This window comes from Actinacidiphila oryziradicis, assembly GCF_005047355.1.
GTDB classification, from domain to species: domain Bacteria; phylum Actinomycetota; class Actinomycetes; order Streptomycetales; family Streptomycetaceae; genus Actinacidiphila; species Actinacidiphila oryziradicis.
Window position 1 is genome coordinate 84,321 of the sequence record NZ_SUMC01000017.1, and the last position, 21,867, is coordinate 106,187.

22 protein-coding genes are annotated in these 21,867 nt (G+C 69.6%); 18 read left to right on the plus strand and 4 right to left on the minus strand.

What is annotated here, in order from left to right:
• The first annotated feature begins 88 nt into the window (after window positions 1-88).
• The 4 genes from FCI23_RS19205 to FCI23_RS19220 all read left to right on the plus strand — a co-directional run bounded on the left by FCI23_RS19205 (window position 89) and on the right by FCI23_RS19220 (window position 5,445).
• Window positions 89-1,276 (plus strand): allantoate amidohydrolase, encoded by a 1,188-nt coding sequence (locus FCI23_RS19205; RefSeq protein WP_136725200.1) that lies wholly within the window; start codon window positions 89-91, stop codon window positions 1,274-1,276.
• Window positions 1,273-2,616 carry a formimidoylglutamate deiminase gene (locus tag FCI23_RS19210; RefSeq protein WP_136725201.1) on the plus strand — a complete coding sequence of 448 codons (1,344 nt, stop codon included), beginning with the start codon at window positions 1,273-1,275 and terminating at the stop codon, window positions 2,614-2,616. The genes FCI23_RS19205 and FCI23_RS19210 overlap by 4 nt, the downstream gene beginning before the upstream one ends.
• Window positions 2,617-2,650: 34 nt before the next feature.
• Window positions 2,651-3,826 (plus strand): imidazolonepropionase, encoded by a 1,176-nt coding sequence (hutI, locus tag FCI23_RS19215; RefSeq protein WP_246143832.1) that lies wholly within the window; start codon window positions 2,651-2,653, stop codon window positions 3,824-3,826.
• A 62-nt stretch (window positions 3,827-3,888) separates the two neighbouring features.
• Window positions 3,889-5,445, plus strand: a complete 1,557-nt coding sequence (locus tag FCI23_RS19220; protein WP_136725137.1) for a beta-N-acetylhexosaminidase — start codon at window positions 3,889-3,891, stop codon at window positions 5,443-5,445.
• A 64-nt stretch (window positions 5,446-5,509) separates the two neighbouring features.
• On the opposite strand, the gene FCI23_RS19225 is transcribed toward FCI23_RS19220, so the two are convergent.
• Window positions 5,510-6,370, minus strand: a complete 861-nt coding sequence (locus FCI23_RS19225) for an RNA polymerase sigma factor SigF (protein ID WP_136725138.1) — start codon at window positions 6,368-6,370, stop codon at window positions 5,510-5,512.
• A gap of 195 nt (window positions 6,371-6,565) precedes the next feature.
• On the opposite strand from FCI23_RS19225, the gene FCI23_RS19230 reads away from it, so the two are divergent.
• The 9 genes from FCI23_RS19230 (at window position 6,566) to FCI23_RS19270 (ending at window position 14,348) form a co-directional block, all read left to right on the plus strand.
• On the plus strand, window positions 6,566-6,934 hold the full coding sequence (locus FCI23_RS19230) for an STAS domain-containing protein (protein WP_136725139.1): 369 nt from the start codon (window positions 6,566-6,568) through the stop codon (window positions 6,932-6,934).
• A gap of 125 nt (window positions 6,935-7,059) precedes the next feature.
• Window positions 7,060-7,542, plus strand: coding sequence for an ATP-binding protein (locus FCI23_RS19235; RefSeq protein ID WP_136725140.1), 483 nt, complete (start codon window positions 7,060-7,062; stop codon window positions 7,540-7,542).
• 210 nt (window positions 7,543-7,752) lie between these two features.
• The gene (locus tag FCI23_RS19240) at window positions 7,753-8,472 is read left to right on the plus strand and encodes an LPXTG cell wall anchor domain-containing protein (RefSeq protein ID WP_136725141.1); all 720 of its coding nucleotides are present in this window, start codon (window positions 7,753-7,755) and stop codon (window positions 8,470-8,472) included.
• A 116-nt stretch (window positions 8,473-8,588) separates the two neighbouring features.
• Window positions 8,589-9,920 (plus strand): WxL domain-containing protein, encoded by a 1,332-nt coding sequence (locus FCI23_RS19245; RefSeq protein WP_136725142.1) that lies wholly within the window; start codon window positions 8,589-8,591, stop codon window positions 9,918-9,920.
• 38 nt (window positions 9,921-9,958) lie between these two features.
• Window positions 9,959-11,143, plus strand: coding sequence for a WxL protein peptidoglycan domain-containing protein (locus FCI23_RS19250; protein WP_136725143.1), 1,185 nt, complete (start codon window positions 9,959-9,961; stop codon window positions 11,141-11,143).
• Window positions 11,144-11,148: 5 nt separating this feature from the next.
• Window positions 11,149-12,150: a hypothetical protein gene (locus FCI23_RS19255; protein WP_407645991.1), complete on the plus strand. Its 1,002-nt coding sequence runs from the start codon at window positions 11,149-11,151 to the stop codon at window positions 12,148-12,150.
• 44 nt (window positions 12,151-12,194) lie between these two features.
• The gene (locus FCI23_RS19260; RefSeq protein WP_136725202.1) at window positions 12,195-13,430 is read left to right on the plus strand and encodes a hypothetical protein; all 1,236 of its coding nucleotides are present in this window, start codon (window positions 12,195-12,197) and stop codon (window positions 13,428-13,430) included.
• 72 nt (window positions 13,431-13,502) lie between these two features.
• Window positions 13,503-13,703, plus strand: a complete 201-nt coding sequence (locus FCI23_RS19265; RefSeq protein ID WP_211265401.1) for a hypothetical protein — start codon at window positions 13,503-13,505, stop codon at window positions 13,701-13,703.
• A 6-nt stretch (window positions 13,704-13,709) separates the two neighbouring features.
• Window positions 13,710-14,348, plus strand: coding sequence for an SMI1/KNR4 family protein (locus FCI23_RS19270; protein WP_169316850.1), 639 nt, complete (start codon window positions 13,710-13,712; stop codon window positions 14,346-14,348).
• Window positions 14,349-14,393: 45 nt separating this feature from the next.
• Here FCI23_RS19270 and FCI23_RS19275 read toward each other — a convergent pair whose 3' ends face one another.
• Window positions 14,394-14,810 carry an ATP-binding protein gene (locus tag FCI23_RS19275; RefSeq protein ID WP_136725145.1) on the minus strand — a complete coding sequence of 139 codons (417 nt, stop codon included), beginning with the start codon at window positions 14,808-14,810 and terminating at the stop codon, window positions 14,394-14,396.
• Window positions 14,811-15,105: 295 nt separating this feature from the next.
• Here FCI23_RS19275 and FCI23_RS19280 point away from each other — a divergent pair, with 295 nt between their 5' ends.
• The 3 genes from FCI23_RS19280 (at window position 15,106) to FCI23_RS19290 (ending at window position 17,241) form a co-directional block, all read left to right on the plus strand.
• Window positions 15,106-15,942, plus strand: coding sequence for a helix-turn-helix domain-containing protein (locus FCI23_RS19280; protein ID WP_246143833.1), 837 nt, complete (start codon window positions 15,106-15,108; stop codon window positions 15,940-15,942).
• 11 nt (window positions 15,943-15,953) lie between these two features.
• Window positions 15,954-16,154, plus strand: a complete 201-nt coding sequence (locus FCI23_RS19285) for a DUF397 domain-containing protein (RefSeq protein ID WP_136725146.1) — start codon at window positions 15,954-15,956, stop codon at window positions 16,152-16,154.
• 349 nt (window positions 16,155-16,503) lie between these two features.
• Window positions 16,504-17,241, plus strand: a complete 738-nt coding sequence (locus tag FCI23_RS19290; RefSeq protein ID WP_169316851.1) for a maleylpyruvate isomerase family mycothiol-dependent enzyme — start codon at window positions 16,504-16,506, stop codon at window positions 17,239-17,241.
• Window positions 17,242-17,399: 158 nt separating this feature from the next.
• Here FCI23_RS19290 and FCI23_RS19295 read toward each other — a convergent pair whose 3' ends face one another.
• Window positions 17,400-18,905, minus strand: a complete 1,506-nt coding sequence (locus FCI23_RS19295; RefSeq protein WP_136725148.1) for a peptide MFS transporter — start codon at window positions 18,903-18,905, stop codon at window positions 17,400-17,402.
• Window positions 18,906-19,104: 199 nt separating this feature from the next.
• Between FCI23_RS19295 and FCI23_RS19300 the strand changes: the two genes are divergently transcribed.
• Together FCI23_RS19300 and FCI23_RS19305 are read left to right on the plus strand one after the other, a co-directional pair.
• A complete protein-coding gene (locus tag FCI23_RS19300; RefSeq protein WP_136725149.1) occupies window positions 19,105-19,782 on the plus strand; it encodes a response regulator transcription factor in 678 nt (225 codons plus the stop codon).
• A gap of 203 nt (window positions 19,783-19,985) precedes the next feature.
• Window positions 19,986-21,287 carry an ATP-binding protein gene (locus FCI23_RS19305; protein WP_136725150.1) on the plus strand — a complete coding sequence of 434 codons (1,302 nt, stop codon included), beginning with the start codon at window positions 19,986-19,988 and terminating at the stop codon, window positions 21,285-21,287.
• A gap of 28 nt (window positions 21,288-21,315) precedes the next feature.
• Here FCI23_RS19305 and FCI23_RS19310 read toward each other — a convergent pair whose 3' ends face one another.
• Window positions 21,316-21,858, minus strand: coding sequence for a GtrA family protein (locus tag FCI23_RS19310; protein WP_136725151.1), 543 nt, complete (start codon window positions 21,856-21,858; stop codon window positions 21,316-21,318).
• Window positions 21,859-21,867: the final 9 nt, after the last annotated feature.

A 21,867-nucleotide genomic window follows, 5' to 3' on the forward strand; every position in this document is an offset into this window, starting at 1 on the left:
TCCGGCGTCCGAGGACCGGGGTTTGGGGCAGAGCCCCAGCGGGACGGGGGAGAAGCGCGCCGCCGGCGTGCCGCCGTCGTTCCAAGAGATGTGGCGCGACCTCCTCCCCATCGGCCGCAACGCGGCCACCCGCGGCTACCGCCGCTACGCCTGGACCGGCGCCGACGCCGACTGCCGCGCCTGGTTCCGCGCACAGGCGCAGTCCCGCGGCCTCACCTACGAGACCGACCGCAACGGCAATCAGTGGGCCTGGCTCGGCGACCCCGCCGCCGGGGACGCGGTCGTCACCGGGTCGCACCTGGACTCGGTCCCGGACGGCGGCGCGTTCGACGGCCCGTTGGGCATCGTGTCGTCCTTCGCGGCGCTCGACGAACTCCGTACCCGCGCCGCCCGGCCGCCGCGACCGCTCGCCATCGTCAACTTCGGCGACGAAGAAGGCGCCCGCTTCGGCCTCGCCTGCGTCGGCTCACGCCTGGCGTCCGGCGCGCTCGGCGCGGCACAGGCACACGCACTGCGCGACGCTGACGGCGTCACCCTCGCCGGGGCGATGGAGCACGCGGGCCACGACCCGGAGGCCATCGGGCCGGACCCCGAACGCCTCGCCCGGATCGGCGCGTTCGTCGAACTGCACGTCGAACAGGGCCGGGCGCTGGCCGGGACGGACCACGCCGTGGGCGTCGCGTCCGCGATCTGGCCGCACGGGCGCTGGCGGTTCGACTTCCACGGCGAGGCCAACCACGCGGGCACCACCCGTCTGGAGGACCGCCGGGACCCGATGCTCACCTATGCCGGCACGGTCCTGGCGGCCCGTGAGAGGGCCCGGCTCGCCGGAGCCCTGGCGACCTTCGGCAAGGTGAGCGTGGAGCCGAACGGCGTCAACGCCATCGCCTCGCTCGTCCGGGGCTGGCTGGACTCCCGCGCGGCCGACGAGGACACCCTCGCGGAGGTCGTCGCGGGGATCGAGCGCGCCGCGGTGGAGCGCGGCGCGGGCGACGGGGTCCGGGTCCGGGTCACCAGGGAGTCGTTCACCCCGGTCGTGGAGTTCGCGCACGGCCTCCGCGACGAGCTGGCGAAACTGCTCGGCGGTGCCCCCGTTCTGCCGACGGGAGCAGGACACGACGCCGGAATCCTCTCCGCGTCCCTCCCGACCGCCATGCTGTTCGTACGGAACCCCACCGGGGTCTCGCACTCCCCGGCCGAGTCCGCCACCGAGGACGACTGCCTCGCCGGAGTGACCGCACTCGCCGACGTACTGGAGGGCCTGGCGTGTCGCTGACGCCGCAGACCTATTGGGCGGAACACGCCTGGCTCGGCACGAACGTGGAGCCGGGCGTGGTCATCGAGACCGCCGCCACCGGTCGCATCACCGCCGTCCGCACCAGGGCCGACGGCCCGCCCGCAGGGGCGGTGAACTTGCGCGGCCTGACGATCCCGGGCCTTGCGAACAGTCACAGCCACGCCTTCCACCGTGCGCTGCGCGGCACCGTCCAGGTGGGCTCCGGCACATTCTGGACCTGGCGCGAGTTCATGTACGCCATCGCCGGCCGGCTCACCCCCGAGAATTACTTCGACCTGGCCCGCGGCGTGTACGCCGAGATGGCCCTGGCCGGTATCACCTGTGTCGGCGAGTTCCACTACGTCCACCACCAGCCCGGCGGCAAGCCCTACGCCGACCCCAACGCCATGGGTGAAGCGCTGATCGCCGCCGCCGGCGAGGCCGGCATCCGGATCACCCTCCTGGACACCGCCTACGTCTCCTCCGGCTTCGGCGCCCCACCCGACCCGCACCAGTCGCGCTTCAGCGACGGTGACGCGCAGGCCTGGGCCGTCCGCGCTTGGGCGCTCAAGGGGAGCGACCACGCCCGGATCGGCGCCGCGATCCACTCCGTTCGGGCCGTGCCGGCCGAGCAGCTGGCCACGGTCGCCGGCTGGGCGGCCGAGCGCAAGGCCCCCCTCCACGTCCATCTCTCGGAGCAGACCGCCGAGAACGACGCCTGCCTGGCGGCCTACGAGCGGACGCCCGCCCAGCTCCTCGCCGAGCACGGGGTGCTGGGCCCCCGCACCTCCGCGGTGCACGCCACGCATGTCACGGCCGGCGACATCGCCATCCTCGGGACCAGCGGTACCACCATCTGCATGTGCCCCACCACCGAACGCGACCTCGCCGACGGCATCGGCCCGGCCAAACAGCTCGAACTCGCCGGGAGCCCGCTCAGCCTGGGCAGCGACAGCCACGCCGTCATCGACATCCTCGAAGAGGCCCGCGCGATGGAGCTCGACGAACGCCTCCAAACCCGCGTCCGCGGCCACTGGACCGCCGCGCAGCTGCTCCGTGCCGCCACCGAGGACGGGTACGCCTCCCTCGGCTGGCCCGACGCCGGCCGCCTGGAAGCCGGCGCCCTCGCCGACTTCACCACCATCGCCCTGGACTCCGTGCGCACCGTGGGCCCCCCGCCCCGCCTCGGGATCGAGGTCGCCGTCTTCGCCGCCACCAATGCCGACGTACGGCACACCGTCGTCGGCGGCCGCCATGTCGTCCGCGACGGCGCCCACCAGCTCGTCCACCACGTCTCCGCCGACCTGGCCGCCGCCATCGGGGCGCTCACCGCCCCCTAGGGCCGGCAGGGCCGGACATACGAGGAGCCGCCCCGTGACCACCACCGTCATCACCAACATCGGCAGCCTGGTCACCAACACCCCCGGGCTGGGCGAAGGCCCGCTCGGCCTGCTGCGCGACGCCGCCGTCGTGATCGACGGCGACCGCATCGCCTGGGCCGGGCCGGCCGGCCGGGCTCCCGCCGCCGACGCGTCGTACGACGCCGGGGGCCGGGCGGCGGTCCCCGGGTTCGTGGACTCCCACTCGCACCTGGTGTTCGCCGGCGACCGCACCGAGGAGTTCAACGCCCGCATGTCGGGCCGCCCGTACACGGCAGGGGGCATCCGGACGACCGTCGCCGCCACCCGGGCCGCGTCCGACGAGGAGCTGGACGCGAATGTCGCACGCTTCGTCACCGAGGCCCTGCGGCAGGGCACCACCACCATCGAGACGAAGTCCGGCTACGGCCTCACCCCGCACGACGAGGCCCGCGCCCTGCGCATCGCGGCCGCCCACACCAGCGAGACGACCTACCTCGGCGCCCACATCGTCGCCCCCGAGTACGCCGGTGATCCCGCCGCCTACGTCGACCTGGTCACCGGCCCGATGCTGGACGCGTGCGCGCCGTATGCCAGATGGGTCGACGTGTTCTGCGAAGAGGGGGCGTTCGACGGCGACCAGGCCCGGACGATCCTGACCGCGGGGGCGAAACGCGGGCTGGTCCCGCGCGTGCACGCCAACCAGCTCTCCTACGGCCCCGGGGTACGGCTCGCGGTTGAGTTGGGAGCGGCTTCGGCCGACCACTGCACCCACCTGACGCCCGAGGACGTCGACGCGCTGGCCCAGAGCGGCAGCACTGTCGCGACCCTGCTCCCCGGTGCCGAGTTCTCCACCCGCGCCCGGTACCCGGACGCCCGCCGCCTGATCGACGCGGGAGCGACGGTCGCGCTGTCGACGGACTGCAACCCCGGCTCCTCGTTCACCACCGCCATGCCGTTCTGCATCGCGATCGCGGTCCGGGACATGGGGATGACCCCGGACGAGGCGCTCCAGGCGGCGACGCTGGGCGGCGCAAAAGCGTTGCGCCGCACCGATGTCGGGCGTGTCGCGCCCGGAGCGTGCGCCGACATCGCACTCCTGGACGCACCCTCGCATGTACATCTCGCCTATCGCCCTGGAGTGCCACTGGTTTCCGCCGTATGGCGGCGTGGCGTGCGCGAATTGGGGTAGACCGTGTCATAATCGGGCGATCCGTCGCCGGGTGGGGTGGTAGGGGTTCAGTCATGACCTGCATGAGACGACGAAGAGTGCTGTCCGCGCTGCTGCTGTGCCTCGGCGCCGGGGTCAACACCACCGCGCCGGCGGGAGCGGCCCCCGCTCCGTCGCCGCTCGGGCAGGTCATCCCGGCGCCGGCCTCCGTACGCAGTACAGGAGGGGCGCCCTTCGTGCTCGAGGACGACGTCCGCATCCATGTGCCCGCCCGCTCGCCGGCAGCCAAGGCGGTCGGTGAGTACCTGGCCGGGCTGCTGCGCCCTTCGACCGGCTACGGCCTGCCGCTGACCACCGCCGCCGGGCGCGACGGCATTGTGCTGTCGCTGGGCGGCGACTCCGGGCGCGAGGGCTACCGGATGGATGTCACCGGCCGGGCCGTGGTCATCCGGGCCGCCACCGCCGCCGGGCTCTTCCACGGTGTGCAGACCCTCCGTCAGCTGCTCCCCGTCTCCGTTGAGCGGACGTACTGGCAGCCCGGCCCCTGGACCGTCGCACGGGGCACCGTCACCGACCGCCCCCGCTACGCCTATCGCGGCGCGATGCTGGACGTGGCGCGGCACTTCCACCCGGTGGGGGCCGTCGAGCGGTACATCGACGAGCTGGCGCTCTACAAGATCAACTACTTCCACCTCCACCTGACCGACGACCAGGGCTGGCGGATCGCCATCAAGAGCCGCCCCCAGCTGACCCGGCATGGCGGCAGCACCCAGGTCGGCGGAGGCTCGGGCGGCTACTTCACGAAGGCCGACTACCAGCGGATCGTGCGGTATGCGGCCAGCCGCTACATGACCGTCGTACCCGAGGTCGACATGCCCGGCCACATCAACGCCGCCCTCGCCTCGTACGCCGCGCTCAACTGCAACGGCGTCGCCCGCCCGCTCTACACCGGCACCGCCGTCGGTTTCAGCTCGCTCTGCGTGGGCCGCAAAGCCGTCAACACCTTCATCAACGACGTTCTCCGCGAGATCGCGGCCCTCACTCCGGGCCCCTACCTCCACATCGGCGGTGACGAGGCCCGCGCCACCAAACGGCACAGCTACGCCGCCTTCATGCGCCGGGCCCAGGCCATCGTCGGCAAATACGGCAAGACCGTCATGGGCTGGCACCAGCTCACCGGTGCCACCCCTGCCCGCGGCGCCATCGCCCAGTACTGGGGCACGCGCGGCGACGAGCCTTCCGTCGCGGCCGCGGCCCGGAAGGGCACCCGGCTCGTCCTGTCGCCGGGCAACCACGCCTACCTCGACATGAAGTACAACGCCCGCACGTCCCTCGGCCGGGCATGGGCCGGCTACACCGAGGTCCGCAAGTCCTACGACTGGAATCCGGCGACCTTCATCCACGGCGCCCCGGCCTCGGCCGTGCTGGGCGTCGAGGCGCCAATGTGGTCCGAGACCATCGGCTCCAGCGATGCCATCGACTACATGGCCTTCCCCCGCCTCCCCGCGCTGGCCGAACTCGGCTGGTCCCCGGCGTCCAAGCACTGCTGGTCCGACTTCCGCCGCCGCCTCGCGGCACAGGGGGACCGCTGGTCCGTGATGGGTATCACGTACTACCGGTCCCCGCAGGTGCCCTGGTGACAGTGCAGGAGGGCATACGTCAACCCCGGGCCGGGCCCCGGCACGGCGCCGTCCGGAAGCGTGTCTACTCGTCGACCATCAGCCCGCGGCGGAGCCGCGAGAGGGTACGGGTCAGCAGCCGGGAAACATGCATCTGCGAGATGCCGAGCTCCTCGCCGATCTCGGACTGCGTCATGTTGGCCACGAACCGCAGCGAGAGGATCTTCCGGTCGCGCTCCGGCAGCTCCGCGATCAGCGGTTTCAGCGACTCCACGTTCTCGATGCCCTCAAGATCGTGGTCCTCGTAGCCGATGCGGTCGGTGAGCGCTCCCTCGGAATCGTCCTCGTCGGCCTGGGCGTCCAGGGAACTGGCGGTGTAGGCGTTGCTGGCGCTCATGCCCTCGATGACTTCGGCGTCGCTGAGCTGCAGCTTCTCGGCCAGCTCGGCGACGGTCGGGGCACGGTCCAGCTTCTGGGCGAGCTCGTCACCGGCTTTGGCGAGGTCCAGGCGCAGCTCCTGCAGCCGCCTCGGGACGCGTACGGACCAGCTGGTGTCGCGGAAGAACCGTTTGATCTCGCCGACGATCGTCGGCATCGCGAAGGTGGGGAATTCCACACCACGGCTGAGCTCGAAGCGGTCAATCGCCTTTATCAGTCCGATCGTGCCGACCTGGACGATGTCCTCCATCGGCTCGCTGCGGGACCGGAACCGGGAGGCTGCGAACTTGACCAGCGCCAGATTGAGCTCGACCAGCGTGTTGCGGACGTACGAGTACTCGTAGGTGCCCTCTTCCAGGGCCTCCAGCCGTGCGAAAAGCGTCTTGGAGAGCGCACGTGCGTCAACGGGGTCGACCTCGTTGGGCGGGGGAATCTCGGGGAGCCCTTCCAGACCCACTTCCGACGCGCTGCCGACGGCGAGGCTTTCTGCGTCGAGCCGGGGTGTCATGCGTTCCTCCCTCGGGATGCGGATGTCTCCCTTCAACCCCTACCCGCTTTACCGTCGGTCTCGCAACCTTTGTTCGCGCCGTGTGTACGTAACTCACACAGGGCTCGCACATTCGGATTCGGGCGACTACCGTCGAGTTCGCGAAAAGCGTAAGGTGCGATGTGCGCATCGCAGAGACATCCAGGAGGGGCGCGCATGGACCGCGGGATGGTCGGTACGACCGGCCGGGACCGGCTGCAGGTCGCCGTACACAGGTACGCGATGGCTGCTGTCGTCACGCCTGCGGGGGAGCTGGACCACCATACGGCGGAGCTGCTGCGTGAGCCGCTGGAGCGCTGTGTCGAGGATGCGATACCCAAGATCGTGCTGGACTGTTCCCAGCTGGAGTTCTGCGACTCCACGGGGCTGAATGTCCTACTGGGGGCCCGGCTGAAGGTCGAGGCGCTGGGCGGTGCGATCCATCTGGCGGGGATGAAGCCGGCAGTCGCGCGAGTGTTCGAGGTCACGGGGGCGGACGCGATTTTCACCGTTCACGGCTCCTTGGACGAAGCTCTGAAGGAGTGACGGGAGCGCCGTGAGAGGGCAATCCCCGAATCGCACAGTTTCGTGCGGCTCCGGAGGTGTTCCGGGAGAGTCCCCGGGCAGGAGACCTGCTGGATCTGATGGACATCGGGTGAGGTGAGGCGCTGGTGAGCACCACGCGGCCCAACGCGGCCGACGACCGCGGCCCCGAACAGGGGGAGGTCGTCGTACCTCCGCCAGCCCAGGTGCGCAGGCTGCTCCTCTCCGGCGTGAGCGGCATCGTGCCGACCGCCCGTGATTTCACCCGGCAGGCGCTGCACGACTGGGGCTGGCTGCCCGCCGGAAGCGCGGACCGCCGGGCTGCCGCCGAGGACGCCCTGCTGGTCGTCTCCGAGCTGGTCACCAATGCGTGCCTGCACGCGGGCGGCCCCGAGGAGCTGCGGCTGTACTCGCAGTCGAAGGTGCTCCGCCTGGAGGTCGTCGACGGCGGCGCCGGGACCCCCGCGCCGCGTACCCCGCACCGCGCCGGGCGCCCCGGCGGGCACGGGATGTTCATCGTGCAGCGGCTCTGCCTGGACTGGGGTGTCGTACGGAATCGGGACGGCCGCCCCGGCAAGACGGTGTGGGCCGAGCTGGCCGCACCGGCGTAGTCCCCCGGCGGCGTAGCCGATCAGGGCGTAGCCCGTCGGGAGCAGCCTGTCGGGTGGAGCAGGCGTCCGCCGTGCGGCGCGCGGCTGGATGAGTCCTTGGCGCGAGCTTGCCGCTTCCCTTCCGTCCGCGGGCTGCCCGGCGTACCGTCTGGCATCAAATCTGATGCCCCGTCAGTAATTCTGGCGGCAGGGCGGAAGGGAGATGCGCCGATGTCTCATTCCAGGCGCAGGAAGTACGGGGTCATCGCCCGGGCCGGCGTACCGGCCCTGGTTCTCGCCCTGGCCGCGGTCGCCGTGGCGGCGCCCGCCGCGAACGCGGTGGTCGTGGGCGTCAAGTACGACTGTGTGACCCCGATCGGCAACAAGAGCGCCGTCTCTCCGATCGACATCACGGCCTCGAAGTCAGGCTCCTCCTACAAGCTGGTGATGTCCTTCCAGAAGGGTGTCTCGTCGAGCCCGGCCGAGCTGGGCAAGGGCGCGGTGAACCCGAGCGCGCTGATCGTGCTGGGCGGCGCCGACAGTGGCACGGTCAAGGTCGTGGGCGCGCCGAACGCCGCCGCGATCCCGGCCAACACCCCGATCAAGATCAACGATTTGTCGGGCACGTACACCCCGAAGAGCTCCGGCAAGGTCACCTTCACGGCCGGTGTTCTCACGATCAAGGCGCTCGGTACGACGACGACCTGTACCCCGGGCAACAGCCCGGGCCCGTCGCTGTCGCTCGACGTCACGGCATCGGGCACGTCTTCGACGACGTCGTCAAGTGCGAGCGGCTCCAGCGGCTCCAGTAGCTCGACCAGTTCAGGAGGCAACAGCGCCCTGCCGCAGACCGGTCCGGCGGACGACGCCATCGCGCTGGGCGTCGTCGGTGGCACGTTGCTGTTGCTCGGCGCGGGCGGAGCGCTGTGGCTGACCCGCCGTCATATCTGACGACTAGTCAGATTCAGTCAGGCGTGCGCATTGACTTCTCTTGGCCGCCGGACGTCAATGGCCGTCATCGGTACGGATACGGGACTCCGTGCCAGAAGCGCGATCAAGGGGAAATAATGATCGTAAGCATACGGAGTGTGGCAAAACGGAGACGGGGTCTCATCGCCCTGCTGGGGGCAGCAGCCCTCGCAGTCGGCGGCGGAACTGTCTTCGCCGTCCCCGCCTGCGCGGCGACGGCCGTCACTTTCTCGACGCATGTCGTTCCGCCGTCCATATCGGGGGTGCCCGCCTTTGACGCGGACGCCACCGCACAGATCACCGTCGACAACGCCACCCCGAAGGTCGGCGACACCGTCACGGTCACCTACGACGTCATCACGCCCCCGGCGAACAATCCGACGACCCTCGACATCCCCGCCGGAACGGTCCTCCCAAGCGGAAAGGTCGTACTCAACGGTGACCCGACGAAGACGGTCGCCGTAACCGGCACGCTCAACACCGAACCCGTCCTCGGCAAGGCGGCCTTCCCGCCCTTCAAGATGACCGGCACCTTCACGGTCACCGATCCGGGCCCGATCACTCTCTCGCCCGGCGACATCAACATCCACACCAGCTACATTCTCCCGCTGGACACCGTCATCACCGTCAACAACCCGCCCGCCCCGGTCTCCGAGACCATCACCGCCACCCCGGCCACCACCCCCAACAACCGCGCCATCACACTCGGCTCCGACTCCGGCGCGGCCGGGGCCTCGGTCACCGTCACAGGTAGCGGCTTCACCCCGGGCGCGACCGTCACCGTCGCCGGTGTCCAGGGCACCACCGCGACCGGCGAAGCGACCCCCGTCACGGCGAGCGGCTCGGGCGGTATCAGCGCGACACTCGCCGTCAGTGACCTCCACACCACCGGCATCATCGCCTTCGAGGGCGCGACATACGACGCGGCCACCGCCGCCGGACCGGTCGCCTACACCGTGATCGACAACACCCCGACCCCGCCCGGCAGCCAGAAGCTCACCACCTCGGTGAAGGCCGGCACCCTCTCCATGACCCAGGCCGGCGACACGGTCACCATGAGCTCCGTCAACTACGGCGAGGGCGGCGCCTCCACCGGCAACCTCCAGACCGTCACCGTCAAGGACTTCCGCGGCGGCGCCACCGGTTGGTCGCTCACCGGCTCCGTCACCGACTTCAAGGGCCCGAGCGGTGCCGTCATCGGCGCCGGCAAGCTCAGCTGGACCCCGGTATGCGCGACCACCACCGGCAGCCCCAGCACCTGCACCGCGGGTTCCCCGGGGACCGTGGGCTCCGGCGCCACCCTGGCCTCGGCGCCCAACGGCACGGTGACCGGCGGCCAGTTCACGGCCGACGCGGGGCTCTCGCTGGACGTACCGGCGTTCTCGGCCACCGGAAGCTACTCCGGAGTCTTGACCCTGACCCTAACCTGACGCACAGTCAGATACCTCGGACCGCAAGGAGGCAAGCGATGACTCGGGTTGTGGGCAGGCGTTCCGCAGGGCGGAACGGGTGGGCACAACCCGACCACCGCCCCACAGGTGGCCCAGGGGGCGGGTCCAGGGGCGCAGCCCCTGGTTCCGGGAAGGGGCGGGGAGGGGAAAGCGCCGCAGGCACCACCCGGCGCCACCCCACCCTCCGCACCTACGCCGCCGTACTCACCGCCGCACTACTGCTGGGCGCCGCCACCGGCCTGAGCACCGGCACGGCCGCCGCCGCCGACAACGGCCGCTGGTCCGTCTTCCCCGCACCGGCCAAGGCCGCAGGCAAGGGCCCCACCGCCCAGCAACGCCCGTTCTTCACGCTCGAAGGCGCCCCCGGCACCACCCTCAAGGACAAGGTCTCCGTCTCCAACCTCTCCTCCACCCCCATGACCTTCAAGCTCTACGGCGCCGATGCCTACAACACCCCCCGCGACGGCGGCTTCGCCGTCCGGGGCATCGACGACCCCGAGAAGGACATCGGCACCTGGGTCACCCTCGCCAGGTCGACGCTCACCATCCCGGCCCGCACCCGCGCCGACATCCCCTTCACCGTCACCATCCCCGAGAACGCCACCCCCGGCGATCACCCCGGCGCGATCGTCGCTCTCGACACCCACACCGACCCCGCCAAGGGCAGCGTCGCCGTCGGAGTCCGCCGCGCCGTCGGCGCCCGCGTCTACCTGCGCGTCTCGGGCCCGACGCTGTCGGCCCTCTCCATCGAGAACGTCCACGTCTCCCACGGCCAGCCCCTCGTCCCCGGCACCGGAGCCTCCACCGCGACCATCCGGTACACCCTGGTCAACCGTGGCAACGTCTCTGTCAGCCCCCGGATCGGGCTCACCGCCAAGGGGCTCTTCGGCCGCACTCTCCTCGACCGCAGCATCAAGGCCCTGCCGCAGGAGCTGCTCCCCGGCCAGAAGGCCGAGCTCACCGAGAAATGGGCGGACGCCCCCCAGTTCGACCGGGTGACCGTACGGCTCACCGCCGCCGACGACACCACCCGCACGACCTACACCGCCATCCCCTGGCTGCCCGTGGGCCTGGCCCTGGCCGCGCTCGCCGGGCTGGTGCTCTGGCTCGTACGCCGTCGAAGGCCCCGCCGCCCCTCCGGCCGGCCGGCCCCCGAGCCCGCCAAGGCCGGCATTGCCGTGGCGGCGGGGCGACCGCGGTGACCGAGGTGAGACACCCGCGGAAAATACTCTCCATAGGCGCCGTTCTTGCCCTGTTTCTCACCGCGATCGCTGTGACGCCTGCCTTCGCCGCCCCCGCCAAGCCGGCGGTCAGCCTTTCGGCCCAGCAGGCCCGCCCCGGCAGCATCCTGACCGTCACCGGCACCGGATGGCCGCACGGCGCCCTCCTCACGTTCCTCGTGTGCGGCCAGAACGCCATCGGCGGCACCAACGCCTGCGACAACGCCTCGGGGCGCGCCGCCACCGCCGACGCCCACGGCGCCTTCAGCCGCACGCTGCCGGTCGTCGCCCCGCCCAAGCCCTGCCCCTGCGTCGTCCATGTCGCCACCGTCCCGCCCGACACCGTCGTCGACGCGCCCTTCACCGTCATCGGCCACCCCGTCGCCGCGCTGCCCGCCGTGACCACCGGCGGCCGTCTCGCCGTCCTGACCGCCCGGCTGAAGGGCTCCAGCGGACTGCTCACCTGGTTCGGTGCCCCGCCGCGCCGGGAACTCGTCCTCACGGTGGGCAATCTCGGCGCAGACCCGGCCAAGGACCCGGTATTCGACGTCGGTACCTCGCACGGCGTCTACGCCCCGCAGTACGACCAACAGGCCTGGAACGGCACCGTAAAACCCGGCCGGAAAGCGGAGCTCAAGCTGCCCGTCGAGCTCGCCGCCGGAGCCCACGGCGACTACACCGTCTCCCTCAAGTACGGCGGAAAGGTGCTGGTCACCCAGGACTGGCAGGTCTCCCGCCCCTGGGGCGTCACCCTCTTCTGGCTGCTGCTCCTGGTCGTCGTGCCCTCCGCCGTCTTCCGCATCGGCATGGCCGTCGTCGACAGGGTGCGGCCGCGCGGGAGGGTGCGCCCGCGCGGGAGGGTCCCGGAGCCGTCGGCGAGCGTGGCCGCGCTGCCGTGGTTCACGCCGGACACCTCGCCGTACGTCCAGCCCTACCTCCCGCCGTCCGCACCGACGGAAGACCGCCCGATCCCGAAAGGACGCACGTGACGAACCACCAACGAACGCGACTCGCCTCGGTCGGTGTCGCGCTGATGATCAGCGGTGCCTCGGTGCTGATGGCCGCCGTACCCGCCTCCGCCGCCGAGGTCTCCTTCGCCACGGAGTGCACCCCGCCCTCGGCCTCCGGCCTGCCGCCCGTCGACGGCACGACCAAGGCCGACATCACGGCCCCCGCCACCGCGAAGGTCGGCGACGAGATCGAGGTCGTCTGGAAGACCGTCCAGGCCGCCTCCAAGAACCCCGACCTCATCGACCTCCCCGCGAACAGCGTCAAGCCCTCCGGCGAGATCACCGTCGCCGGCGCCCAGAGCGGCACCTTGGCTGTCGAGGGCCCCCGGGAGAACCCCGCGATCCCCAAGAACAGCGACATGGTGCTCTCCGACATGAAGGGCACCCTCAAGCTGACCAAGGCGGGCGACGTCACCCTCGCCCCGAGCAACTACACGATCAACGCCTTCTCGACCGACACCACATGCAAGCCCACCGAGGCCGTCCCGGTCGCCGCCACCATCCAGGTCACGGCCGCCGACGGCACCTCATCCCCCACCCCGACGCCCACGCCCACGCCCACCGCGACCGCCACTCCCACCCCCACCGCGAGCAGCACCGGTTCCCCCCCCAGCGGCGCCAGCTTCACCGGCAAGGAAGTCCAGGTCTCGTACGGCTGCAAGTCCCCGATCGGCGACAAGAGCGCGGTCTCGCCCGTCCAGATCAACGCCAAGGAGAACAGCGGCAGCTACGACCTGACCGTCCACTTCGCCAAGTCCGTGATGGACAGCCCCGCCGACATCCCCGCCGGCTCCATCAAACCGTCCATGCAGGTCGTCGTCGGCGGCGCCGACACCGGCAAGGTCGCCGTCGAGGGCCCCACGAACGCCTCCGCCATCAAATCCGGCGACCCCATCGCCATCCCCGACCTCACCGGCACCTACACCCCCGCCCACGACGGCAAGGCCACCCTCACCCCCGGCGTCCTCACCATCAACGCCCTCGGCACCACCACCACCTGCACCCCCACCCAGGACCCCGGGGTCTCCCTCACCCTCACCGTCGCCGCCCAGTCCGGCGGCATCACCGGCGGCACGACCACCTCCGGCGGCGGCACCACCACCTCCGGCACCACCACCTCCGGCACCACCGGCAGCCTCGCCGCGACCGGCTCCTCCGACCACGGCGCCCTCCGCGCCCTCGCCTTCGTCGCCGGCACGACACTGCTCCTCGGCGGCGCCATCTTCACCTTCACCCCGTGGAGCAAACTGCGCCGCTGACCGGGGTCACGTGCGTGCGAGCTGTCCCAGCTGTCCGGCGAAGCGCCTGAGCAGTTCGCGATCTGCCTCTGGATGGCAGGATGGTACGCGACCGAGGGCCGGACGGCGCTCGGCGCGACCATGCTGCTGGCCGCTCACGACCGGTGGTGGCCCTACAAGAAGTGGGACGCGATCCCGGATTCGGCCGTCCTGCAACCAACCCTGCGCCTGGTCGTCACCGACCGGGTACGGGAGCACTATCTGACCCAACCAATCGGCCCAGAGGCGGAGTGAGACGGTATGGCTGAGAGCGCGTTGGAGCAACTGCTCGGTCGCGCGCGGGGCCCCATGGGTCCTTCGGCGGAGCTGGACTTCGGAGTGGAATCCGGCCCCCTCTCCGAGCTGGGTGCGGTCATCTCCAGGATCAACGGATTCTTCCTGTTCAACGCAGGAATCCAGGTGTTCCGCGTCGGCGCCGAAGGTGCCGAGGGCCTGGGCCCGGACCTGCTGGCCTGGAACGACGAAGGCACCTGGAAGGACACCTACAACGGTCTGGCCGACGACTTGTTCTGCTTCGGGCAGGACATCTTTGGTACCCAATTCGGGATCGTCGGCGGCGAGGAGGTCGTACGGTTCGACCCCGAGTCGGCTCGCGTGACGCCCCTGGGAACCAGCCTCGAAGCATGGGCGCAATGGCTGCTCGCCGACCCGGACGTGAACGGCACGGCCTCCTTTTCTTACGCCTTCCAGCAGCAGAACGGCGCACTGGACCCGGGCGACCGTTTGGTTCCGCTGCAGTTCTTCATCGCCGGTGGCGGTTACGACTTCGACAACTTCGCAGTCCGCGACGCGGTCACCGCGATGCGCATCCGCGGCCCGATCGCCCAGCAGGTACACGACCTGCCGGACGGCGCGACGATCCGGATCAGCGTGGGCTGACCTCTACGGCCACCCTGAACGCCACGGCTGCGTACGCCGGGGCCGTCACGCGACTGCCCGCCCGGTGTCCAGCTCGAACCACAGCCCCTTCGCCAGTACGCCGAGTCGGTCATCGATGACCCCGCAGCCGTCCGACAACGCCCGTACGAGCCCGAGCCCGCGCCCGCACTCTTCGTGCGCCGCCGCCTCGCGGGGCTTCGGCAGGACGGTGCTGCCGTCGTAGACCGCGATCCGCACGCGGGCCCGCTCGGCGGTGAACTGAAGGTGCACTGTTCCGCTGGCGTGCTGGTGCACGTTGCTGACCAGCTCCGAGGTGCAGAGCGTGGCCGCGTCGGCCAGATGCCCGAAGCCGAGGATGTTGAGGACGCCTCTGACGAAGTCCCGGCAGAGCTTCGGCGCGACGGCCGCTGAGGGCATGAAGAGCGTGCAGGAGTAGGGAAGCTGGCTTCCGTTCAGGTCCATGAGAGCGGTACCTCCACAGGTCGGCGCTGACGGGGAGTTCTGAGGCAGACCGGCCTGCGGTGGCGTTGCCGCCCGACCATGGCATGGCAAGGTGATGCACTGCCGTCTTCTGGCAGTTGCGTTCAGTGAGTGATGCGATACTGAATGTACGCATTGCCGGTTAACGTGCGCAACCTGTTCGGTGAAGGATCTGACTTCGATGGTCGCCGGAAGGCACACTGTCTGCGAACGCCACCTGAAGGGAAGTCCGTTGGCACTCCGAACCACCATCACTGAACGGCAGCGACGTCTAGGTGTGGAGCTGCGCAAGCTGCGCGAGCGAGCAGGGCTTTCCGCAGTCGAGGCGGGGGAGTTCATCGGCATGGGCCGTGCTCACCTGAGTCATGTCGAGGGCGGTCGCACCGCCATCCCTAGTGACAGCCTGCGCACATTGTGTCAGGCCTGTGGGTGCACGTGCGAACCCTATATTGAAGCGTTGATCAGGATGTCGGAGAACACTGGCAAGGGGTGGTGGTCCGCGTATCGGCGTCGGGAGAACCAGTCGGCTCTTGATCTGGCGGAACTGGAAGCAGCGGCTGCCACCATCCGGTCGCACGAGACCCTCTTCATCCCCGGCCTCTTCCAAACGGAGGACTACATCCGTGCGATCCTCGCGAGCGTCGAGCCCGTTCGCAGCACCGTCGACGACGTGACGGCGTTCCGCCTCGAACGGCAGAGTGTCCTCACCGGCGAAGCTGCACCCACTGTCCATGCGGTCATCCACGAGTCCGCCTTGCATATGCACTTCGGCGGCGCGGATGTCATGCGCTCCCAATTGGTACGGCTCATCGAGCTGGCCCGCCTGCCGAACGTCACGATCCAGGTGATCCCCTTCCGGGCGGACGCATATGCGGCCTTCAGTGGTCCGTTCCTGCACCTCGCTCCGGCGCTGCCGGAACTCGGCACAGTGCTGCTTGACCATCCGGCCAAAGCGCTCCTTCTCCGGGACCCGGATGACCTGGCAAAGTATCAGGCAATGTTCGACCGGCTTGAGCGATGCGCGTTGCCGCCCATCGACCCGACCGCGACGCCGGAGTCCCACGCCGCGAGGGACTCCCTGGGCCTGATCCAGCACATCCTTTACGCACTCTAGAAAGGCAGAGTATGTCCCCGATCGAATGGCAGAAGTCCTCCTACAGCAGTGGTGAGGGAAGCAACTGCCTGTACGTCGCCATCACCCCCGGCGGAACGATCGGGCTCCGTGAGAGCGACGACCCGGACGTGATCGTCACCACCACCCCCACCGGATTCCGGTCCCTCATAGCCACCATCAAGACAGGAGAGTTCGACCAGTTCACCGACTGACAGTGCCGACTCACTTCCCCCTGATGGGCGGGTTGCGCGAGGAGTGGGGGCAGAGGTGTCGCCGCTGGAAGTCAAGGCCAAGGAGGCCGAACGGGCGGCGGTGTGCCTCGCCAGTGCGTGGTCGGCCCCATCTTCAGTGCTAGTTCGAATTCCAGTTTCCGGGCATTCGGGATAATTCTCTTCACTTCTTGCACTCAACGTATGGGTAAGGCCGTCACCCCGGTGTGGGCCTGGCGATGTTGCAGGTTGCATCACCGAGCAGGCCGACGTTGGCGTGTCAGTCGGGCGGGCATGCCGGTGTCCGCCTCGATCGCGACCTCCTGGTCGAACTAACGAAGGAGACGGCAGCGTGACGACTGATGCCCACGTGGGCTTCGACCCTGCGGCCACCCTCGATCAGATCAATGCTGCGACCGAGTCACTCCTCGAGACGGCGGTCCAGTTCACCGATGCCGATGTACGTGCGCCATCGCTATTGCCGAACTGGTCGCGTGGGCACGTCTTGACCCACCTGGCCCGCAACGCCGACGGCGGCCGTCGGCTGCTGATCTGGGCCCGGACCGGCGTGGAGACGCCGGAGTATCCGAGCCTGGCTGCTCGGGCCGAGCAGATCGAGGCGGGTGCGGGCCGGGATGCTGATCAGCTCGTGGCCGACCTGCGCGACAGCGCTGCCCAATTCGCCGCTGAGTACCGCAGGATGCCCCTCGCGGCATGGAAGCGGACGGTTCGCTGGACCCGCGGTCAGGAGCGTCCTGCCGCCCGAGCCGCCGATTCCCGGCTGTGTGAAGTGCTCGTCCACCACGCCGACCTGGGCTCTGGCTACACGCCCGAGCGGTGGCCGGCCGACTTCGTGCAGGCCATGATGGGCCGGGTGGTCGCCTCTTTCGGCGCACGTGAGGGTGCGCCCGCCATGCGGTTGCATGCCACCGACACTGGCGCCTCGTACGACGTCGGCGCCGTGGGGGCGGCAGTAGCGATCCACGGCCCGGAAAGGTCGCTCCTGGCATGGCTGATGGGGCGCTCCCAGGGCCTTGAACTAGCCGTGCAAGGCTGTGCGGTACTGCCCAAACCACCCTTCCTCTACTGATCACGAGACGCGAACAGAACCCCACACAGGGGTGATTGGGTGTCATCGCGGCACTGGTGCGGATCAGCCCATCCACAACTACGAGCAGTCACGAGCCAGTGCCGTGAAGGGCCCCGGAGCGGGGCGCTCCTGGGCCCTTCACGCGGATACCGACGAGGTCAGTGCACGTCGCCCATCAGGCCGACGACCTTCCTGCGGTACGCCAGGAAGGCGATGCCGGCCAGCGCGGCCAGGGCGCCCTGTACCGCGAAGGCGGTCTCCGACAGGAACGCGTTGCCGATGACCAGCTGGATGATGGCCGCGACGCAGTCGCCCGCGGTGACAGCCAGGAACCACAGGCCCATCACCTGGCCGGAGTACTTGACCGGCGCCAGCCTCGTGGAGACGGAGAGGCCGACGGGGGAGAGGCAGAGCTCGCCGACGGTCTGGATGAGGTAGACCATGGTCAGCCACATGGGCGAGACCTTGGTGCCGTCACTCGCCGCCGCCTGGGCGAGCATCATGACGCCGAACGACACACCGATGCTGACCAGGCCGTAGGAGAACTTCGCGGCGGTGCTGGGATTGCGGCGGCCCAGCTTCACCCAGAGCAGGGCGAACACCGGGGCGAGCGCCATGATGAAGAGCGGGTTGAGGGACTGGAACCAGCTCTCGGGGAAGTTGAAGCCGAAGAGCGTGGACGAGGTGTGGTCGGACGCGAAGACGGTCAGGGTCGAGCCGGACTGGTCGTAGATCAGCCAGAAGACGGCGGCCGCGATGAAGAACCAGATGAAGCCGGTCATCTTTGACTTCTCGTCCGCCGTGAGCTCCTTGTCCCGCCGGATCCGGGCGAAGTAGTACACCGGCAGGGCGAGACCGATCAGTGACAATGGCCACAGCACCCAGTTGATGGTGAAGGAGCCGGTGAAGGTGACGACACCGTAGAACGCCACGGCGAGGGCGAGCCAGATCAACGCCTTTCGCACCAGCGCCAGGCGCTCGGCAGCGGCCAGTGGGGTCGGGACGATGCTGCTGCGGTCGCTGAGGTGACGGGTGCCGATCAGGAATTGGCCGAGGCCCAGCGCCATGCCGACACCGGCCAGGGCGAAGCCGAGGTGCCAGTTCACCTTCTGGCCGACAGTGCCGATGACCAGCGGGGCGAAGAAGGCACCGAGGTTGATGCCGATGTAGAAGAGGGTGAAGCCGGCGTCGCGTCGGGGGTCGGTGCGGTCCGGGTAGAGGTGGCCGACCATGGTGCTGATGTTGGATTTCAGCAGGCCGGAGCCGATGGCGATGAATACCAGGCCCAGGAAGAAGGACGTCTTGACCGGCACCGCCAGCAGGAAGTGGCCGATCATGATGATCGTGCCGCCGATGGCGACGGTCCTGCGGGGGCCGAAGAGCCGGTCCGCGACCCAGCCGCCGGGCATGGCCAGCAGATACACCGTGGCGGTGTAGACGCTGTATATGGCCGCGGCCGTCGCGGCCTTGATGCCGAGACCGCCGTCGGACACGGAGGCCGTGAGGTAAAGGACGAGCAGCGCCCGCATGCCGTAGTAGCTGAACCGCTCCCACGTCTCGGTCATGAAGAGGGTGGCCAGGCCGCGGGGGTGGCCGAAGAAGGTCTTGCCGCCGGCGAGAGGGTTGTCCCGCGGGGCGGGACCCTTCGTCAGGCTGGACGCCATGGTCGATCCTTGCGTGCTCGGGACGGGGCGGCTTTCGTGGGGGCGCCGAATGTCCCGGAGGGGGGTGGGGGGGACAGAAAAAGGCTTTTAGCCACTTTATGGCACCAGAACGTATGGTATAAGTCGTCTTGAGACGTACTTCACAAGGCTTGACGCGCGCTCGCCCCGCAGGTCATCGCGGTCGGACTACCATCAGCGCATGACCCGCGTACTGCTCGCCGAGGACGACGCATCCATCTCGGAACCACTCGCACGCGCTCTGCGCCGCGAGGGCTATGAGGTTGAGGTGCGCGAGGACGGCCCCACCGCGCTTGAGGCCGGTCTGCTGGGCGCATTCGACCTTCTGGTGCTCGATCTGGGACTGCCCGGTATCGACGGGCTCGAGGTGTGCAGGCGACTGCGCACCGAGGGCCACAGCTTTCCGGTGCTGGTGCTCACCGCCCGCGCCGACGAGGTGGACACAGTGGTCGGCCTGGATGCCGGTGCCGACGACTATGTCACCAAACCCTTCCGCCTGGCGGAGCTGCTGGCCCGCGTGCGGGCGCTGCTGCGGCGTGGCGCGACCGAGGGCACGCCACAGCCGACGACCCAGGGTGTGCGGATCGACGTGGAGTCGCACCGGGCGTGGATGGGCGACGAGGAGCTCCAGCTCACGGCGAAGGAGTTCGACCTGCTGCGGGTCCTGGTGAGGGACGCGGGGCGGGTCGTCACCCGGGAGCAGCTGATGCGCGAGGTGTGGGACACGACCTGGTGGTCGTCCACTAAGACCCTCGACATGCACATCTCGTGGCTGCGCAAGAAGCTGGGTGACGACGCGGCGGCTCCGCGGTACATCTCCACGGTGCGCGGTGTGGGCTTCCGGTTCGAGAAGAACTGACTCAGCCGAGGATCTGCTGCCGATGCCCTGCCGGACACGGCCTAGGAGCGCACTGAAGATCTATGCCGGGCTCCCGGCGCCCGGCACGCCCATCTGCTGCGTTGGCCGAATCCCCAGATGCAGCTGGACGCACCGGACACCGCTCGCTGATCCGGCCTAGATCTTCAGCACACTCCTAGTCCTGTCCCAGCCCGGAGGGCACATTGCGCCGCCGACTGATCACCTCCACGCTCGCCGTGGTGCTTGTTGTCATCGCTGTCTTCGGCGTCTCGCTCGTCATCGTCGAGGCCCGGACGATCGAGAACAGCGCCAAGGACAGCGTGCAGTCCGAGGCTGTCCGGCTGGTCGGGATCGTGGAGAACCGGCTGGTCGGAAAGGAGAAGATCAACTCGGAGGTGCTGAAGCCGCAGATCACCCAGAACCGGTACGCGATCGTGAAGATCTCCGGTCGGGCGCCGATCGCCGTCGGCCCCCGCCCGACCGGCCAGGTGATCGCCAGTACGGCGTCGGGCGAGCACGGCGAGTCCGTGACCGTCGAGGAGCCGCGCAGCGTGGTCAGCGAGGAGATCGGCCGTACGCTGCTGATCATTCTGGCGGTCGCGCTGCTGGCGGTGCTGGCCGCCGTGGTCCTCGCCGTACGCCAGGCCCGGCGGCTCAGCAGCCCGCTCACCGACCTGGCCGAGACCGCCGAGCGGCTCGGTTCCGGCGATCCCCGGCCCAGGCACCGTCGCTACGGGGTGCCGGAGCTGGACCGGGTGGCGGATGTGCTGGATGGCAGTGCCGAGCGGATCGCCCGGATGCTGACGGCGGAGCGGCGGCTGGCGGCTGACGCCTCGCATCAGCTCCGTACGCCGCTGACCGCGCTGTCGATGCGGCTGGAGGAGATCATCGCCACCGCCGACGACCAGGAGACGGTCAAGGAGGAGGCGACGATCGCGCTGGGCCAGGTCGAGCGGCTGACGGATGTGGTGCAGCGGCTGCTGACCAATGCCCGGGACCCGCGGACCGGGTCGGCGGTCGACTTCGATCTCGACGATGTGATCAAGCAGCAGGTCGAGGAGTGGCGGCCGGCCTACCGCAACGAGGGCCGGATCCTCGTCCTCACCGGCACCAGGCGGTTGCGGGCCGTCGGCACTCCGGGGGCCGTTGCCCAGGTGCTGGCGACACTGATCGAGAACTCACTGATGCACGGGGCGGGCAAGGTCGAGATCCACACCAGGGTCATCGGCAATCAGACGGTCGTCGAGGTGACGGACGAGGGCCCGGGGGTGCCGCCGGACCTGGGGTCGCGGGTCTTCGAGCGTGCGGTCAGCGGCCGGAACTCCACCGGCCTGGGACTGGCCGTCGCCCGGGATCTGGCGGAGGCGGACGGCGGGCGGCTGGAGCTGCTGCAACAGCGGGCGCCGGTCTTCGCGCTGTTCCTGGGGAAGACGAGCCCGCCCGGTGGGAACTCAGGTCTCCTCGGCCAGGGCATCGACCCGGGCCCGACCCCGTCGGGCGGTTGAGGCCGCCCTTCGCCGGACCGGACAGGGCCTAGTTCCGGGTACGGGCGGCCTTGCCGGGGTGCGGCTCCGTCTGCACTGCCTCCAGGAACGATTCGGCTTGCTCCACCGCCTCCCGGGCCGGCAGCGCCTTGAAGACCCAGCTGCGGTAGGACCAGAAGCGGAAGAGGGTGGCGACGCCGATGCCGACGAACTTGAAGATGTTGCTCTGCACCTGGCTGTTCCAGCCCATGCCGTACGTCGCCGTGAACAGCACGCCGTTCTCGATCACCAGGCCGATGGCGCTGAAGAAGAGAAAGAGGCCGAGCTCCTTGCCGCGCCGCTGGCGGTCCCGGTCGCGGTAGGTGAAGTACCGGAAGCCGACATAGTTGAACACGATGGCGACGAGGGTGCCTATGATGCTGGCCCGGACGACCGCCAGGTGTGTGACGTGCCACAGCACGTTTGTGACACCAAGGTTCACAAAGATGCCGGCGATGCCCACGAGCCCGAATTTCGCGATCTCACGGAACAGCCTGCCCAGCCCGGCTTGTAGGCCCTTGGGACGGGCACTCAGCCCGGTCGAACCACCCATAGTGATCTT

Excerpts from the sequence above, each read along its gene's own strand:
- FCI23_RS19240 (WP_136725141.1), top strand. The coding sequence starts at position 7,753 with ATGTCTCATTCCAGGCGCAGGAAGTACGGGGTCATCGCCCGGGCCGGC.
- FCI23_RS19220 (WP_136725137.1), top strand. The coding sequence starts at position 3,889 with ATGAGACGACGAAGAGTGCTGTCCGCGCTGCTGCTGTGCCTCGGCGCC.
- FCI23_RS19295 (WP_136725148.1), bottom strand. The coding sequence starts at position 18,905 with ATGGCGTCCAGCCTGACGAAGGGTCCCGCCCCGCGGGACAACCCTCTC.
- FCI23_RS19275 (WP_136725145.1), bottom strand. The coding sequence starts at position 14,810 with ATGGACCTGAACGGAAGCCAGCTTCCCTACTCCTGCACGCTCTTCATG.
- FCI23_RS19230 (WP_136725139.1), top strand. The coding sequence starts at position 6,566 with ATGGACCGCGGGATGGTCGGTACGACCGGCCGGGACCGGCTGCAGGTC.
- FCI23_RS19245 (WP_136725142.1), top strand. The coding sequence starts at position 8,589 with ATGATCGTAAGCATACGGAGTGTGGCAAAACGGAGACGGGGTCTCATC.
- FCI23_RS19205 (WP_136725200.1), top strand. The coding sequence starts at position 89 with ATGTGGCGCGACCTCCTCCCCATCGGCCGCAACGCGGCCACCCGCGGC.
- FCI23_RS19250 (WP_136725143.1), top strand. The coding sequence starts at position 9,959 with ATGACTCGGGTTGTGGGCAGGCGTTCCGCAGGGCGGAACGGGTGGGCA.
- FCI23_RS19285 (WP_136725146.1), top strand. The coding sequence starts at position 15,954 with ATGTCCCCGATCGAATGGCAGAAGTCCTCCTACAGCAGTGGTGAGGGA.
- FCI23_RS19270 (WP_169316850.1), top strand. The coding sequence starts at position 13,710 with ATGGCTGAGAGCGCGTTGGAGCAACTGCTCGGTCGCGCGCGGGGCCCC.
- FCI23_RS19300 (WP_136725149.1), top strand. The coding sequence starts at position 19,105 with ATGACCCGCGTACTGCTCGCCGAGGACGACGCATCCATCTCGGAACCA.
- FCI23_RS19225 (WP_136725138.1), bottom strand. The coding sequence starts at position 6,370 with ATGACACCCCGGCTCGACGCAGAAAGCCTCGCCGTCGGCAGCGCGTCG.
- FCI23_RS19265 (WP_211265401.1), top strand. The coding sequence starts at position 13,503 with ATGGCAGGATGGTACGCGACCGAGGGCCGGACGGCGCTCGGCGCGACC.
- FCI23_RS19260 (WP_136725202.1), top strand. The coding sequence starts at position 12,195 with ATGATCAGCGGTGCCTCGGTGCTGATGGCCGCCGTACCCGCCTCCGCC.
- FCI23_RS19310 (WP_136725151.1), bottom strand. The coding sequence starts at position 21,858 with ATGGGTGGTTCGACCGGGCTGAGTGCCCGTCCCAAGGGCCTACAAGCC.